We start from the raw sequence: 14,924 nt of genomic DNA on the forward strand, positions 1-14,924 counted from the left end.
GCGTCAGGCGATGTCCCGCTCCGAAGGCGAGACCGATGCCGACCGCCAGGAGCACGACCCCGATCCAGGAGAGCCAGAGCGGGGGAGCGCTTCCCACCCGGAGCGGTCGCTCACGGAGTGCGCGGCCTCGGCGACGAGCGCCGCAGACCCGGAGTCGATCCGCAGGCCCGTGAGGTGCGCTCCCGCGAAGACGCCCGCGGCCATGAACGCCAGCATGATGAGTCCGTAGACGAGGCGCGAGGCGCCGGTGACGATATCGGTCGAGGTGAGTTCGAGCAGGCCGTTCGTGATGATCGCGCCCGGGACGAGGATCGCGATCGGGGCGCAGACCGCGAACAGCGGGACCGGGCCGAGTCCCAGCCAGCCGGCGAAGGCGCCGACGGCGACCGTCGAGACGAGCGCCGACACGAACGGCGCGATGGCGGCGGCGGAGCGGACCCGCGACATGGCGTTGGTGACCGTGCCGACCAGTGCGCCGACGAAGAACGCCAACAGGATCGCCCACCAGGGGCAGCGTACCAGAGCTGCGAGCCCCATCGAGAGGATCGCGATCCCGAGGATGTTCGCCGTGGCGGGCATCCGCTCGCGGATCGAACGGATCTCGGCCATGCGCCGCGGTGCGTCCGAGAGCGTCCGGCGTCCGGCCTCCAGGTCGCGGGCGAGCCGATTGGCGTGGGCCGACTGCCGGAAGGTGAGCGGTTTCGCTCCGGCGTAGGCGATGCTCGTGGACGCCGAGACGCCCGCGCGGCTGACGAGCACGAGCTCGGGCAGTACCGCGAAGCGGAGATCCGAACCGGTGCCGCTGCGCCGCTGCACCTGTTCGAGCGAACCGCGGACATCGGTCACCGAGGACCCGCCGTCGAGGAGGAGCGCACCGAGCTCGCCCAGCACGATGTCTTCAGCCACCCTCAGCCCTGTTCTCCCGGAGCCGCAGCGGCTCTGCCGATGCTGCGATTCTAGCGGTGCTCACGAGCTTCAACCGATCGGTTGATGCCCCGGCCCGGGGGCGCTTCCTAGCGTTGACGGTGCCGCTGAATCCGACTCGGACTCAGACGCCCTCGGAACGAATCTGCAAAGGATCCCCCATGACTGCACGTACATCGCCCGCACGCGGATGGATGCTCGCCGCGACGACCGCGACCGTGGTCGCGGCCTGCCTGCTGCCCGCGGGAGCCGCGCTCGCCGTCGGAGGCGAAGCTCCGACGGCGACGGTGGCGGAGCACGCTCCCGCCGCTTCGACGCCCTCAGACGTGCTGGCCTCGACACCGTGGGTCACCTCGGCCGCCGTCGATCAGGACGGGAACGCGGTGGCGCTCGACGATCCGCGCGCGGCGAACTTCGTCGGCAACGCCTACTTCAAGGCCGACGGCACGTACACGATGTTCAACCTGGACGACTCGCCCAAGCTCCGCGGCGACTGGACCGTCGCTCCCGACGGCTCGTCGCGCTGGATCAACGCGAAGAACGCCGCGGGCGACGTGCTGTTCGAGCGCACCGTGCCGATCGTCACCCTCACCGGCGCCGAGTTCACCTACCGGGTCGTAGACGCGGCCGACGCGAGCAAGTGGGTCGACATCGTCCACACGCCCACCACTCACATCGAGCCCGGCACCGAGGCGGCTGCGATCTCCGCGGCGACCGCCGCGCTCGCCGCCACCCCGTGGGAGACCACGAGCTCGGTGGACCAGGACGGCAATGCGGTGGCGCTCGACGATCCCCGTGCGGCGAACTTCGTCGGCAACGCCTACTTCAAGACCGACGGCACGTACACGATGTTCAACCTGGACGACTCGCCCAAGCTCCGCGGCGACTGGGAGATGCGCGTCGTGGGCGGACAGCTGGTGCGCTGGATCAGTGCGAAGGACGCCACCGGTACGGTGCTGTTCGAACGGGAGGTCCCGATCGTCAAGCTCGACGGAACCGAGTTCACGTATCGCGTCGCCGGTGCCGGCGGCGCGTACGTGGACATCGTGCACACGCCGACCGACCACGCGGAGCCCGGAACGATCGACCTCGCGGCCGCTGCCGCGGCACTCGCGGCGACCCCGTGGGAGACGACGGGCGCGGTCGACCAGGACGGGAAGCCCGTCGCGCTCGACGACGCCCGGGCCGCGAACTTCGTGGGCAACGCCTACTTCAAGGCCGACGGCACGTTCACGATGTTCAACCTGGACGACAGCCCGAAGATGCACGGCGACTGGGAGATGCGCGTCGTCGACGGCAAGCTCGCGCGCTGGATCGCGGCGAAGAACGATGCGGGCGCGGTGCGGTTCGAACGGATCGTTCCCATCGTCGCGCTCACCGATGCCGAGTTCACCTACCGGGTCGTGGACGCGGCGGACACGAGCAAGTGGGTCGACATCGTGCACACCCCGACCGCGCACCCCGAGCCGGGCACCGGGACCGGCGGTTCGAACGGCGGGAGCGACGGCGGTTCGAACGGCGGGAGCAACGGCGGTTCGAACGGCGGGAGCAATGGCCAGGGCGGTCAGAACGGGTCGAACGGCGGGTCGAACGGCGGCGGCGACGGCCGGAACGAGAACGCGCAGGGAGCGAAGGATCGCCTCGCCGTGACCGGCGGTCAGTCCGCGGCCGCCGGCATCGTCGCGGCGGCCATCGCGGCGATCACGGGCGGCGGCCTGCTCGGCGGCCGCGTCCTGATGCGGCGCCTCCGCGGCTGATCGCGGTGTTCGGCCCGCTCCTCCGGCATCGCGTCCGGGGGAGCGGGCCGACGCGTCCCTCGAGCTACGCGTCCGCTCGCCGAGCAGCTCGCCGAGCCGCTCGGCGGTCGAGCAGCCACCCCGGGAACATGACAAGCAGGCCCGCGAGCGAACCGATGACCGTCTCGATGAGTCGTTCGACGAGGATCGGCCCGTCGAGGGGGACGACGAAGGACAGGCTGGCGAACACCATGACGGTGATGAACACCAGTCCGGCCGCGTAGGCCCGCACGACGAAGAGCTGAGTGAAGAACTGGCAGACGACGATGATCGCGATCACGACCGGTGCTGGGAGCTGCAGCGGCTCGAGCAACCAGACGACGCCGAGCCCGACCGCGGTCCCGATCACCCGTTCGATCGCGTGCCCGGCAGACGGTCGGGCGCGCGCGGGAGCGATCACGCAGACGACCGTGAGCACGGCCCAGTAGGGGCGTGAACCGCCGAGCGTCGAGGCGAGGACATAGGCCAGGACCGCCCCGGACAGGTTCTCGGCGATGCTGCGCCACACGCGCGAATCGCGCAGCGCCTCGAAATCGATCCGCGGGGTGCGGCTCAGGTCCTTGAAGAAGGGGCGTGCGAGCACGTGGGAGGTGCGTGCGTGCCCCGGCCAGGCGCTCCGGATCACCCAGCCCGAGAGGCTGATCAGCCAGGCGAGCGCCGTCGCGCCCGCTGCGACCGCGATCCGGAGCGGGACCTCGGGTCCCGGGGTCGGGATCGCCGTGCTGACGAGCAGCGCGATGACGTGGAAGAACGGGGGTGCCGGGATCACGCCGATCACGACGTTGGCGGGCACGGCGAGCGCCAGCAGGACGAGGGTGGCGACCCCGATCGCGGCGACCGGCGCATGGGCTGCGGAGAGCAGGATCCCCGTGCTGATCGACACGAGGATCCCGAGGCCCGCGAGGCCGACGGTGCGTGCGCGGACCCGGTAGGGCTCGTTGAACCCGAAGACCGCGCAGAACGACCCGAACATGGCGTAGGACGCGAGGTCGAGGCGCCCGAGGAACGCGAGCGTGCAGAGCGCGATACCGAGGGAGAGCGCGGTGCGCAGGGCCACCTCCGCGCCGTGCGCGCGGGGGATCCACTTCCGCTGCTTCTGCCGCATGTTCACCCCATCATTCTTCCGTGCGGAGACGGGGAGCAGCCGGAGACGACGCCCGCTTGCAATGTTTACGGTAACCGGTTACAGTGTATTCGGGATCGCGGTTCGGCGATCTCCAGTCGTGAGGCCTCAACCCCCCCTGGGGCTCCGGCAGGGTGGCCCATGCGTGGCGACGAGGACCCCAGTCTGCATATCCGCATGGGCCACCATTCTTCGAGGTGCTACCTCCCGCCGATCCCCTCGAGCGTCTCGGCCAGGGCGCGGAGGTGCGCGCGGCTGAGTGCTCGTGCGCGATCCGGGTCCCGATCTGCGATCGCCTCCACGAGGCGCGCGTGCGCCTCGTGATCGGCATCGTCGCCGAAGACGCCCCGATTGCGCAGCATCTCGATCATCGCTTCCCGCAGCCGAGGGGTGAAGCCGTCGAAGAGCTCGGCGAGGATCGGGTTCTGGGCGGCTGCGACCACGCTGCGGTGGAATGCGGTGTCGGCGTCGACGTGGGCGGCGAGCTCGCTGCGGCGCTCCGCGCGCTGGCCCAGGGCTCGGCGGACGGCGCGGAGCTCGCCCGGGGTGCGGCGTTCCGCGGCGAGTGCCGCGGCCTCGCCCTCGATCGCGATCCGCGCCTCGATCACCGCGAGGATGTCGCTGCGGCGAACGATGGCGTCCCAGTCCTCGGGGGCGTCGAGTGCGGTGACGAACACGCCGGCGCCCTGCCGCGACGCGAGGACGCCGCGGCCGGCGAGCTGGCGGATCGCTTCCCGGACGGTCGAGCGGCCGACGCCCAGTTGCGGGGCGAGGGTCGTCTCGCCGGGGAGTCTCTCGCCGAGCGCCCATTCGCCGGAGCGGATCCGTTCGAGCAGCAGGTCAGCCGCCTGATCGGCCAGCGGCGTGCGTTTCACCTGGGCCATGGTCTTCTCATCTCTTCTGCTTGTCTGAGGAGTTGTGGTACTCTCGGCGCATGACGTTCCACGGGCTCCTCCTTCGCCGCCGCGGCGGGGACCTGTGCGATCGGCGTCCCGCCGCGGAGTGATGCGCTGCGCCGATCGCCCAGACCGATCGAAGAAGGAAGCCCAGACGCCATGTCCACGTCAACATTCAACCGCATCGATACCCCCGCGGGCCCCGTACCCGCCGGGGCACCGCACTGGAACCGGCAGCGTCGTTCCCAGATGCCCTCGCACCGATACCGCGACGCCTACGCCAGGGTCGACGTCCCCGAGTTCGAACGGGACTGGCCGAACCGCCGCCTCACCCGTGCGCCGCTGTGGGTACCGGTGGACCTGCGCGACGGGAACCAGGCGCTCGCCGAGCCCATGGATCCGGAGCGGAAGCGCCGGTTCTTCGAGCTGATGGTGGCGATGGGGTACACCGAGATCGAGGTGGGGTATCCGTCGGCATCGCAGACGGACTTCGACTTCGTGCGGCTCATCGCCGACGCGGGTATCGCGCCCGTCGACGTGACCGTCGTGGTGTTCACGCCGGCGAGACGCGACCTCATCGAGCGCACGGTCGAGTCGATCCGGGGGTCGCGAACCCGATCGTGATCCACATGTACGCGGCGACGGCGCCGACCTGGCGCGAGTCCGTGCTGCAGAAGGACCGGGCGGAGCTGAAGCGCATGATCCTGGATGGCGCGCGCGATCTGCTGGAGCTCGCGGGAGATCTGCCGAACGTGCGTTTCCAGTTCTCGCCCGAGGTCTTCAACCTCACCGAACCCGACTACGTGCTCGAGATCTGCGACGCGGTGACCGAGCTGTGGGACGCGACTCCCGAACGGCCCGTGATCCTGAACCTGCCGGCCACGGTCGAAATCGCCTCGCCGAACGTCTACGCGGACCAGATCGAGTACATGCACCGGCACCTCGCTCGTCGGGACGGCGTGATCCTGTCGGTGCACCCGCACAACGACCGCGGCACGGGCATCGCGTGCGCGGAGCTCGCGGTGCTCGCCGGGGCGCAGCGCGTCGAGGGGTGCATCTTCGGCAACGGCGAACGCACGGGGAACGTCGACATCGCGACCCTCGCGCTCAACCTCCACGCGCAGGGTGTGGATCCCATGATCGACTTCTCGGACATCGACGAGATCAGGCGCACCGTCGAGTACTGCAACCGGATCGAGGTGCATCCGCGCCACCCGTACGTCGGCGACCTGGTTCACACGGCGTTCAGCGGGACCCACCAGGACGCGATCCGGAAGGGCTTCGCGGAGCATCGATCCCGTGCTGCCGCACAGGGGCGCTCGGAGCGCGAGATCGCGTGGCGCGTGCCCTACCTGCCGATCGACCCGGCCGACATCGGGCGCAGCTACGACGCGGTCATCCGGGTCAACTCCCAGTCCGGCAAGGGCGGGATCGCCTATCTGCTCGAGACCGAGTACGGGATCGAACTGCCGCGGCGGCTGCAGATCGAGCTGGCGAGGCATGTGCAGCGGTACGCCGACGCGACCGGTGCCGAGGTGACCGCGGAGGAGGTCCATCGGATCTTCCAGCGGGTGTATCTCGGTGCGGAGCGGGCGGAACCGGGCGTCGCACTGGAGGCCTACGAGGTCGCAGAGGCGTCGGGGACGGTGCGCACGAGGATGTCGATCCGCGTGGGGGACGAGCGCCATGCGCGGGAGTGCGATGCCGGGGGTCCCGTCGAGGCGCTGGTGTCGACTCTCGCCGAACAGGGGATCGTCATGGAAGTGCTCGAACTGCACCAGGGCAGCGTGCGCTCGGGGAGCGACAGCGAGGCGCTCACCCTCGTCGAGTACCGGTACGCCGGGGGAGCGGCTGGGCCGCGGGACGCGCGGACTCGGTGCTCTCGGCGAGCCTCGCCGCAGTGATCGCCGCGGCGAACGCGGTCCGTGACGGATCTTGACCGCGTTCACCCGATGTGCAGCTTCGTCTGCTGGGCTGGACCTCCGACCACCGAGAGAGAGGGGCGAACGTGGGAATTCTCGATGACGCCAAGGAGACCATCGGCGAGGCGGCCAAGCAGGCCAGTCGAGCGGTGGAGGACGCCGTGGACCAGGTGAAGGACAAGGCCGAGGAGCTCAAGGCCGAGGCCGCCGTCAAGAAGGCCGAGGCCGAGCGGGATTCGGTGAAGGCTCGCAACGAGGCCAAGGACGAGCTCCGCGACTGAGCGGATCGTCCGGACGTCCCCGCTCCCGGTTCCGGGAGCGGGGACGTTTCGCGTTCCGAGCCCGTCCGGCGGATTTCGTCCTCCGCAATTCTTTTTTCCCGACCCGCTTGACAGGAGACGGGCGTATTCAATATTGTCGGTATGAATCAAGTCACGAGAGGGAGGTGCGTAAGATGCCTAAGTTTGATATCACAGTTCCGTTCATCGGGAACTCCTTCGGCTCCGCCGCTCCCCGTGGCTCCTTCTGCCGCATGGCAGATTAGGTCGATCGCCGCTCCGATTCCGGGGCCGCGAGGCGACTCGTCACCGAGATCGGCAGTGCGCCGTCGGGTTCCGTGATCCCGCCCCTTCCGGCGTTCGTCGCCTCGGACTCCCGCGCTAGCGCGGATCGGTCCGGGTTCCGGATCCGAATGCGGTGAGCTCCGGCTCCCGTCCACCGCGCGGGCGTCCCGCTCGATCGGGGCGCCCGCGCCAGGATCCCGACCAGGCCCGCGGAGTCCCGGAGCGCATGTCGCATCGACAATCCGCTCCGCTTGAATTCGCTGCCGCGCGATTTCTCCGACCCGAAGAGGGTCTATTCGTCGCGCCCAATTTTAAATACCCATTGCATTCTTCGAAAGAAAGTCACGATCGTGAATTCCACACTCCTCGCCACCGAGCGACACCCCGAGTCGCAGGCGGGCCCGCGACCGGCCGATCCCGATCGAGTTCCGTCGCAGCGGAACGCTGCGGTCCGGGAGGCTGGTACGTGCGCCGACTCCGCGCGGCTCGGAGCGCTCGAACTCCGGGAAGCCCAGCTCGCCGCGCAGCGGGCGCGCGCCGAACACGAGGCGCTCCGCGCAGGCTACGCGCAGGGTCCGCGCCTCTTCTGACCCGAAGGGTCCGCGCGCGCGACGCCCGGATCCGCGCCGCAAGCGGCGAAGGCCCGCGCGGGAATCGCATGGTTCTCGCGCGGGCCTTCGCCGTGCTCCCGCGGGGGCGGCGGTTTCAGCGGGAGCCGCCGGGAGGGCCGGCGACGAGCAGGACCGCATAGAGCGCGACGATCGCGAGCAGGATCAACGCCGCCAGGACCCAGGGGCGGTGGAGGAACCAGCGCATGAGTCGATCGAACCAGCGCGCGTCTCGAGGGTCGTCCGTCTGCACCAGGCGCCAGGAGCCCGCGAGGCGGCCCGACCGATGCAGCCAGATCTCAGCGGGGATCGTCGCGTAGGGGATCACCGCACTCGCGATCGCGAGGATCGCGACGCCGGGGTTCCAGCGCTGGTGGATCGCGACGAGGATCGCCATCGCGCCGTAGGAGAGGAACACGAAGCCGTGGATGCCTCCGGCGATGGTCACCACCAGCGGATCGATGCCCGATGCTCGCGCGATCAGTGCTCCGATCAGCAGGGTCCAGGTGATCGCCTCGGCGATCGCGAGCGAGCGGAACAGGCGGGCTGGTGCGGTGAACAACGGGGCTCCTCGGGTCTGGGCGTTGCCTCAACGGTATCCGTCCGCGAGGGGCGATCCTGCCGATCGGCTGAGAGCTCCGACACGCTATTGATTGACACTTGACAACCATTTCCCCCGGTGTCACTATTGATCGCTCGCAAGCAATTGCACGCCAGTGTCGGCGCCCGGCGCCGCAGCAGCGGTGCTGGGCGCCGACCGTTTCCGCACCCCCATCAGAAGGACTGGCAATGTCAGAAACCTCAGCGCAGGCGCAGGTCGCCCCGGCTGACGCGGCCGCAGGGCCGAAGCCGATCATGACCCATCGGCAGATCCTGTTCGTCATCTACGGCCTCATGGCCGGCATGTTCCTGTCGTCGCTCGACCAGACCATCGTCGGCACGGCGATCCGCACCATCGGCGATGACCTGCACGGACTGGATCAGCAGGCCTGGGTCACGACCGCCTACTTGATCACCTCGACGATCTCGGTGCCGATCTACGGCAAGCTCTCCGACATCTTCGGGCGACGACCGCTCTTCATCTTCGGCATCTCGGTGTTCATCATCGGCTCCGTGCTGTCGACGTTCTCGACGTCGATGCTCATGCTCGCCGGCTTCCGTGCCTTCCAGGGGATCGGCGCGGGCGCGCTCATGTCGCTCCCGCTCGCGATCATGGCCGATATCCTCGCCCCTCGCGAGCGGGCGAAGTACCAGGGCTACTTCTTCGCCGTGTTCGGCGTCTCGTCGCTCATCGGGCCGCTCGTGGGCGGCCTGTTCGCCGGCGCCGACCAGATCCTGTGGATCGCAGGCTGGCGCTGGGTGTTCCTCATCAACCTGCCGATCGGCATCATCGCGCTCGCGATGGTCATCGCGTTCCTGCATCTGCCGAAGGTCGCGAAGCACGACAAGCCCCGGATCGACTGGTGGGGCGCGACCGCGGTCATCGTCGCGCTCGTTCCGCTCCTGCTCGTCGCCGAGCAGGGACGCGAGTGGGGTTGGGCATCCGCGGGTGCGATCACCTGCTACGTGATCGGCGGCCTCGGGGCCCTCGCCTTCGTGCTCATCGAGATCGCGATGAAGAACGACGCGATCATCCCGATGCGGCTCTTCCGGTCGAGCCCGTTCTCGATGGCGACCGTCATCGGCGTGCTCGTCGGCTTCGGCATGTTCGGCGCCATGATGACGATCCCGCTCTACATGCAGATCGTGATCGGCCTGAACCCGACCGAGTCCGGTCTCGCCATGCTCCCGATGGTCCTGGGCCTCATGATCTCGTCGATGGCGGCGGGCCAGATCACGGCGCGCACCGGGAAGTACGGCTTCTTCCCGCGCACCGGCACGATCGTCACCGCGGCGGGCTTCCTGGTGCTCGCGTTCGTCACCGACACGACTCCGGTCTGGTACCTCATGACGGGCATGTTCGTGGTCGGCCTCGGCCTCGGCCAGCTCATGCAGTCGCTGACCATGGCGAGCCAGAACGCGGTGGAGGCGCCCGACATGGGCGTCGCGACGAGCGCCGCGACCTTCTTCCGTCAGATCGGCGGCACGCTCGGCACCGCGATCATGCTGTCGGTGCTGTTCACGCTGCTGCCGACCAACATCCAGCACGCGACCGCCGATCGGCACACGCTCGACGCGGGGCTGAACGCCGCGCTGAACCCGGCGGTCGCGACCGCGCCCGAGAACCGGGCGATCATGAAGCAGATGTGGGCCCCGATCGTCGAGCCGATCACCAAGAACGTGCAGGCGCAGCTCGACGCGGGCGCGACGAAGGCGAAGGCCGCCGCGGGCGAGGCCGCGACGAAGGCGGTCACCGAGAAGGTGCAGCAGGGCGTTGCCGCCGGAGCGATCCCCGCGGAGGCCGCGCAGACGGTCATCGACCAGCAGGTCGCGGCGGCCGCCCCGGCCGCCGAGGAGCAGGCGCTGCAGGCGGTCGCCGACCAGGCTCACGCCAGCGTGGTCGACGGCAAGGTGACCGTCGACTGGAGCAACGCCTCGCAGCGCGACTACTGGAGCGGGCAGCTCTCGAAGACCCTCTCGAAGGAGATCGACAAGAAGGCCTCGAGCGGGTCGAATGGGTCCAGCGCCTCGACGAGCGACACCTCGTTCCTCAACGGTGCCGACCCGCGACTGAGCAAGCCCTTCATGGTGGGCTTCACCGAGGCCATCGTCGTGATCTACTGGATCGGCTTCGGCGTGCTGTTGCTGGCCTTCGTGCTCAGCTGGTTCTTCAAGGCCCCGCCGCTGCGGCGCACCTCCGCGCTGCAGGAGCAGGCCGATGCGGCCGGGCTCACCGCGACCGGGACCATCAGGGTCCAGGGCGCCTGAGCGCGGCTCCGGCCCGCACCGAGGGGCGGTGGATCGTCGGATCCACCGCCCCTCGGTGCGTCCGGGGCGGGAAGCGGTGCGCACTCTTCTTCGATATTGGTCGCAGATTTGCCACTTGACAACTGAATCAGTCGCGATATGATCGAATGGCTGGCGTAACCGTGTGCAACGAGGCGGGCCCAAAGTGGCTTCTCAACGGGCTGGCAATCATTTGGAGTGATACCCGTGACCGCGACCGGCCACATCTCCGACGCTCCGGTGTCGATCCGTCCCGCCCGCCAGCTGCGCTTCTTCCAGCGGCGCCCGCGTCTGCGCCGCTTCGTCTACGTCGCCGGCTACGAAGGCCTCAGCGTGCTCTGCACGGTGCTCGTGCTGAGCAGCCTGCTCGGCCACGGCGGCGGGCAGTCCACGTTCACCGCGGTCCTGCTGTCGACCACCGCGACCGTCTGGAACTACATCTGGAACACGATCTTCGAGAATCTCGAACGACGCGTCGGTGCCGAAGGGCGCGGACCGGTCGCGCGAACGATCCACGCGATCGGCTACGAGGGCGGCGCGCTGCTCTTCACCGTGCCGATCGTGACGATCGTGCTGGGCGTCACCCTGGTCGAAGCCGCGGTGATCGAGGGGAGCATGCTGGTCTTCTTCCTCGCGTTCACCGTCGTGTACGCCTGGGCGTTCGACCGTGTCTTCGGCCTGCCCGCCTCGGCGCTCGGCGGCGAGGCGGCGTGAACTACGATGGGTCCGCGTGACGCCGACCCCTCTCGAGTTGCCCGCGCCCTGGACGCGCCGTGAAGCGGATTTCGTGCTGCGGGTCGGCGCGGTGGACCTCGGGGAGCTCCTCGCACCGCGCCGTCTCGCGATCTGGGGCGGCCTGCTGCTCGCGGTGGCACTGCTCGCGCTCGTGATCGGCTTCTTCGTCGGGGACTGGGCGGTGGCGTTCGGAACCGCCGTGTTCATCGGGGCGTCGATCGGCATCGTGACCTTCCTGGCGACGCTGCGGGCCCAGCGGCGCGTCCTCGAGCTCGCCTTCGGTCCCGATGCCGTGCGCGTCGGGGCCGAGGGCGACGGCACGTCCGGCGGTGCGAGCGGCGGCGCGACCGTGATCCCGTACCGGGAACTGCACCGGCTGCTCATCGTCCATGACGGCGCGCCGACGCGGATCCGCATCGCGACCGCCGCGGGGATCCGCCGCTGGACGATCGGCCAGCTCTATCGGCACGACAGCGTCGAAGCGTTCATCGACGAGCTGCCTAGGCCGCTCGTCGAACGACTGCGGAACGCGGGGCTCGTCGGCGGAACCGCGGTGCGGCGCGGGGTCCGCGTCACGGACTGGCGTCCGCGGCGAGGGTGACGCGCGGCCTCGGCCGGGCGAATGTCGGTGGTCCCGCATACCCTGCGCTCATGGGACGAATCATCTTCGACACGGCGACCGCACTCAACGGCTGGATCGCAGACCGCGACAACTCGCTCGACTGGCTCTTCGCGGTCGAGGACGGCGAAGCTCCCGCCGACGGGCTCTGGCCCGCCGGTGCGCAGGTGCTCGTCGAGGGCTCGACCACCTACGAGTGGGTGCTCGAGCACGAACGGCTGCTCGAGCAGCCCGAACGCTGGGCGGAGCTCTACGGCGACAAGGTCACCTTCGTGTTCACCTCGCGCGAGCTCCCGGTGCCCGCGGGCGCCGATGTGCGCTTCCTCTCGGGCGACGTCTCCGCGGCGCTGCCCCAGATCCGCGCGGTCGCGGGCGACAGCGACATCTGGGTGGTGGGCGGCGGCGAGCTCGCCGGCCAGTTCCTCGACGCTGGCGCACTCGACGAGATCGCGCTCTCGGTCGCGCCGGTCGCACTCGACGGCGGCGCCCCGCTGCTGCCACGGCGCTTCGACGCCGACCGGCTGCGCCTGCGTTCGGCGCACGCGGTCGGCCAGTTCGCCCGGCTCGTCTACGACGTGCGGCCGGTCACCGGCTGACCGCGTCGGGCGGGTTCGCCGTGAGCGTGCGCACGGCGGTTCCCAGCGCCGCGCGGCGAGCGTAGGGTGAGGGCATGGCACGCATCGTGATTTTCGGAGGACACGGCAAGATCGCGCTGCTCGCGGCGCCCCTGCTGATCGCGCGCGGCGATACGGTCACCGCGGTGATCCGCAATCCGCAGCACGCGACGGAGGTCGCGGCGACGGGGGCGATCCCGCACGTGGCCGACGTGGAACAGCTCGATGCCCACGGCATCGCCGAGATCCTCGTGGGTCACGACGCCGTCGTGTGGTCGGCGGGTGCGGGCGGGGGCGATCCCCGACGCACGCTCGCGGTCGACCGCGACGCGGCGATCCGCTCGATGGAGGCGGCGCAACTCGCAGGCGTTCCCCGTTACGTCATGGTGTCGTACTTCCGGTCCTCATCCGAGCACGGGGTCCCTGCCGAGAACTCCTTCTTCCACTACGCGGAGGCCAAGGCCGCGGCCGACGAGCACCTGCGCGCGTCGGCTCTCGACTGGACGGTCCTCGGCCCCAGCGCGCTCACGCTCGGCGAGGCGACCGGGCGCATCGACGCCCGCGCCACCGAGTCCGGCGACGTCTCCCGCGCCGATGTCGCCGCCGTGATCGCGGCGACCCTCGCCGATCCGTCCACGGTGCGCAAGACGATCCGCTTCAACTCCGGGCAGACGCCGATCGCGGAAGCGCTCGGCGCGGCCGAATAGCGGGGGCGTTCCGGCCTGCGGGCGCGACACCCGGCGATCACCGGGCGTCGCGCGCTCTACTCGGCGGGCCAGTCCACCGCGTCGTCGTACTCCGGATGCTTGCGCAGCCAGGCGGCGACGTAGGGGCACAGGGGCACGATCCGCTTGCCCGAGCCACGCACCTCGGCGAGCGCCTCCGAGACGAGGCGCGAGGCGAGCCCCTGTCCCGCGAACTGCGGGAACGTCTCGGTGTGCACGAAGAGCAGCCGCTGCCCGGCGTCCCGGGGCAGGTACTCGGTGAAGCCGGCGAGCTCTCCGCCGACGGTGACCGCGTAGCGGCGCTGCTCGGGCTGGTGCACGACGCGGACCTCGGCGGACGCTCCGGTGTCCGCGCGCTGCGGTTCGGGCACGGTACTCGGATCCTGGACCATTGCGGCTCCCTTCGAGACGATACTGCCGGCGGGCGCACCCGGCTGAGCCCGTGGAACCAAGCGGGTGAGCGGCAGCACCGGAGCGGGGAGCGGCGGCTCCGGCTCTCCGTCGGGCAGCCCGAACGGGTCGTCCGGCGCAGCGCCCTCGATCGTGCGCTGCCAGTCGGCGCGCGCCCGCTCCACCTCCTCGTGGGTGCGCCCCACGAAGTTCCACCACATGACGATCCGCTCGGCGAACGGCTCGCCACCGATCAGCAGGACTCGGGCGCCGGATGCCCCGGCACGCAACCGCAGCACGGCCTCGCCCGCGGGCGAGAAGCCGAGCTCGTGCGCCTCGACCGGCTGCCCCGGGTCCGCGGCGGCATCGGAGCCCTCCGCGGCCCCGTCCGCGATGCCGCGCGAGAGCCGGACGTCGCCCTGATCCACGAGCACCCCGTGCTCGTGTGCGGGATCCACCGCCAGGTCGATCGCGGAGCCGGGGTCGAGGGTGATCTCCGCACCGATCAACGGCGTGTGGGTCGGCACGGGTGACGTCTCGCCGAGCAGGGTGCCCAGGAACACGCTCGCCCGCCAGCCCTCGCCCGTGCGCACGGGCGGGACGTAGTGGTCGAATCGTCGTTCGACGTGCCGGGCGGCCTCGGGGAGCGCGATCCAGAGCTGCGCCCCGTGCAGGATCGAGGTGTCCGGGGTCGAGCGTTCGGAGTGGCTGATGCCGCTGCCCGCGGTCATGAGGTTCAGCTCGCCGGGACGCACCATCGCGTGCGCGCCCGAGCTGTCGCGGTGCTCGATCTCGCCCGTGAACAGCCAGCTCGCGGTCTGCAGCCCGGTGTGCGGGTGCGCCGGCACGTTCATGCCGCCGGTCGTGTCGACGGCGTCGGGACCGTAGTGGTCGAGGAAGCACCAGGCACCGATCAGCGAGCGCTGTCGCTGCGGCAGGGTGCGACGCACGGTCATCGCGCGCACACCGCCGAGCGGGACCGCGCGCGGCTCCAGCACCTCGATGCCCGCGGGCGCGGCACCTGCCGCGCAGATCCGTTCCTGCGGTTCGGGATCCTGATCGCTCATGCGGTGCTCCGTTCTGCTCGTGCGCGCTGCCGCGCCCTGGTCCGTTGCGGTCGAAT

The 14,924-nt window shown here is 70.2% G+C and carries 13 protein-coding genes and 1 pseudogene; 9 read left to right on the plus strand and 5 right to left on the minus strand.

Annotated elements, in window-relative coordinates; all coding sequences use genetic code 11:
* Positions 1 to 3: 3 nt before the first annotated feature.
* The gene (locus tag AB3K78_RS03030) at positions 4 to 906 is read right to left on the minus strand and encodes a threonine/serine exporter family protein (RefSeq protein ID WP_416446065.1); all 903 of its coding nucleotides are present in this window, start codon (positions 904 to 906) and stop codon (positions 4 to 6) included.
* Between the two features lie 179 nt (positions 907 to 1,085).
* On the opposite strand from AB3K78_RS03030, the gene AB3K78_RS03035 reads away from it, so the two are divergent.
* Positions 1,086 to 2,681, plus strand: a complete 1,596-nt coding sequence (locus AB3K78_RS03035; RefSeq protein ID WP_416446067.1) for a DUF4822 domain-containing protein — start codon at positions 1,086 to 1,088, stop codon at positions 2,679 to 2,681.
* A gap of 64 nt (positions 2,682 to 2,745) precedes the next feature.
* On the opposite strand, the gene AB3K78_RS03040 is transcribed toward AB3K78_RS03035, so the two are convergent.
* Entirely contained in the window at positions 2,746 to 3,825 is a 1,080-nt protein-coding gene (locus AB3K78_RS03040) for an FUSC family protein (RefSeq protein WP_416447291.1), read from the minus strand.
* 218 nt (positions 3,826 to 4,043) lie between these two features.
* Positions 4,044 to 4,727 (minus strand): FadR/GntR family transcriptional regulator, encoded by a 684-nt coding sequence (locus tag AB3K78_RS03045; RefSeq protein ID WP_416446069.1) that lies wholly within the window; start codon positions 4,725 to 4,727, stop codon positions 4,044 to 4,046.
* Positions 4,728 to 4,988: 261 nt separating this feature from the next.
* On the opposite strand from AB3K78_RS03045, the pseudogene AB3K78_RS03050 reads away from it, so the two are divergent.
* The 3 genes and pseudogenes from AB3K78_RS03050 (at position 4,989) to AB3K78_RS03060 (ending at position 7,814) form a co-directional block, all read left to right on the plus strand.
* Positions 4,989 to 6,678: pseudogene (locus AB3K78_RS03050) on the plus strand (2-isopropylmalate synthase).
* Between the two features lie 69 nt (positions 6,679 to 6,747).
* On the plus strand, positions 6,748 to 6,942 hold the full coding sequence (locus AB3K78_RS03055) for a hypothetical protein (RefSeq protein ID WP_416446071.1): 195 nt from the start codon (positions 6,748 to 6,750) through the stop codon (positions 6,940 to 6,942).
* A 632-nt stretch (positions 6,943 to 7,574) separates the two neighbouring features.
* A complete protein-coding gene (locus AB3K78_RS03060) occupies positions 7,575 to 7,814 on the plus strand; it encodes a hypothetical protein (RefSeq protein WP_416446073.1) in 240 nt (79 codons plus the stop codon).
* A 115-nt stretch (positions 7,815 to 7,929) separates the two neighbouring features.
* Here AB3K78_RS03060 and AB3K78_RS03065 read toward each other — a convergent pair whose 3' ends face one another.
* Positions 7,930 to 8,394 (minus strand): DUF3817 domain-containing protein, encoded by a 465-nt coding sequence (locus tag AB3K78_RS03065; RefSeq protein ID WP_416446075.1) that lies wholly within the window; start codon positions 8,392 to 8,394, stop codon positions 7,930 to 7,932.
* A 227-nt stretch (positions 8,395 to 8,621) separates the two neighbouring features.
* On the opposite strand from AB3K78_RS03065, the gene AB3K78_RS03070 reads away from it, so the two are divergent.
* The 5 genes from AB3K78_RS03070 (at position 8,622) to AB3K78_RS03090 (ending at position 13,393) form a co-directional block, all read left to right on the plus strand.
* Positions 8,622 to 10,700 carry an MDR family MFS transporter gene (locus AB3K78_RS03070; RefSeq protein WP_416446077.1) on the plus strand — a complete coding sequence of 693 codons (2,079 nt, stop codon included), beginning with the start codon at positions 8,622 to 8,624 and terminating at the stop codon, positions 10,698 to 10,700.
* Positions 10,701 to 10,925: 225 nt separating this feature from the next.
* The gene (locus tag AB3K78_RS03075; protein ID WP_416446080.1) at positions 10,926 to 11,432 is read left to right on the plus strand and encodes a PACE efflux transporter; all 507 of its coding nucleotides are present in this window, start codon (positions 10,926 to 10,928) and stop codon (positions 11,430 to 11,432) included.
* A 16-nt stretch (positions 11,433 to 11,448) separates the two neighbouring features.
* Positions 11,449 to 12,054 carry a hypothetical protein gene (locus tag AB3K78_RS03080; RefSeq protein ID WP_416446082.1) on the plus strand — a complete coding sequence of 202 codons (606 nt, stop codon included), beginning with the start codon at positions 11,449 to 11,451 and terminating at the stop codon, positions 12,052 to 12,054.
* A gap of 50 nt (positions 12,055 to 12,104) precedes the next feature.
* The gene (locus tag AB3K78_RS03085; RefSeq protein ID WP_416446084.1) at positions 12,105 to 12,668 is read left to right on the plus strand and encodes a dihydrofolate reductase family protein; all 564 of its coding nucleotides are present in this window, start codon (positions 12,105 to 12,107) and stop codon (positions 12,666 to 12,668) included.
* Between the two features lie 74 nt (positions 12,669 to 12,742).
* The gene (locus AB3K78_RS03090; RefSeq protein WP_416446086.1) at positions 12,743 to 13,393 is read left to right on the plus strand and encodes an SDR family oxidoreductase; all 651 of its coding nucleotides are present in this window, start codon (positions 12,743 to 12,745) and stop codon (positions 13,391 to 13,393) included.
* Between the two features lie 56 nt (positions 13,394 to 13,449).
* On the opposite strand, the gene AB3K78_RS03095 is transcribed toward AB3K78_RS03090, so the two are convergent.
* Complete coding sequence (locus AB3K78_RS03095; protein ID WP_416446088.1) at positions 13,450 to 14,868, minus strand: bifunctional pirin family protein/GNAT family N-acetyltransferase; 1,419 nt, start codon at positions 14,866 to 14,868, stop codon at positions 13,450 to 13,452.
* Positions 14,869 to 14,924 lie beyond the last annotated feature (56 nt).

Source organism: Leucobacter sp. HNU (assembly GCF_047946755.1).
GTDB lineage: Bacteria > Actinomycetota > Actinomycetes > Actinomycetales > Microbacteriaceae > Leucobacter.

Bases quoted from the DNA above. Each gene is read 5' to 3' on its own strand.
- AB3K78_RS03045 (WP_416446069.1), bottom strand. From the start codon at position 4,727: ATGGCCCAGGTGAAACGCACGCCGCTGGCCGATCAGGCGGCTGACCTG.
- AB3K78_RS03095 (WP_416446088.1), bottom strand. From the start codon at position 14,868: ATGAGCGATCAGGATCCCGAACCGCAGGAACGGATCTGCGCGGCAGGT.
- AB3K78_RS03090 (WP_416446086.1), top strand. From the start codon at position 12,743: ATGGCACGCATCGTGATTTTCGGAGGACACGGCAAGATCGCGCTGCTC.
- AB3K78_RS03035 (WP_416446067.1), top strand. From the start codon at position 1,086: ATGACTGCACGTACATCGCCCGCACGCGGATGGATGCTCGCCGCGACG.
- AB3K78_RS03040 (WP_416447291.1), bottom strand. From the start codon at position 3,825: ATGCGGCAGAAGCAGCGGAAGTGGATCCCCCGCGCGCACGGCGCGGAG.
- AB3K78_RS03085 (WP_416446084.1), top strand. From the start codon at position 12,105: ATGGGACGAATCATCTTCGACACGGCGACCGCACTCAACGGCTGGATC.
- AB3K78_RS03070 (WP_416446077.1), top strand. From the start codon at position 8,622: ATGTCAGAAACCTCAGCGCAGGCGCAGGTCGCCCCGGCTGACGCGGCC.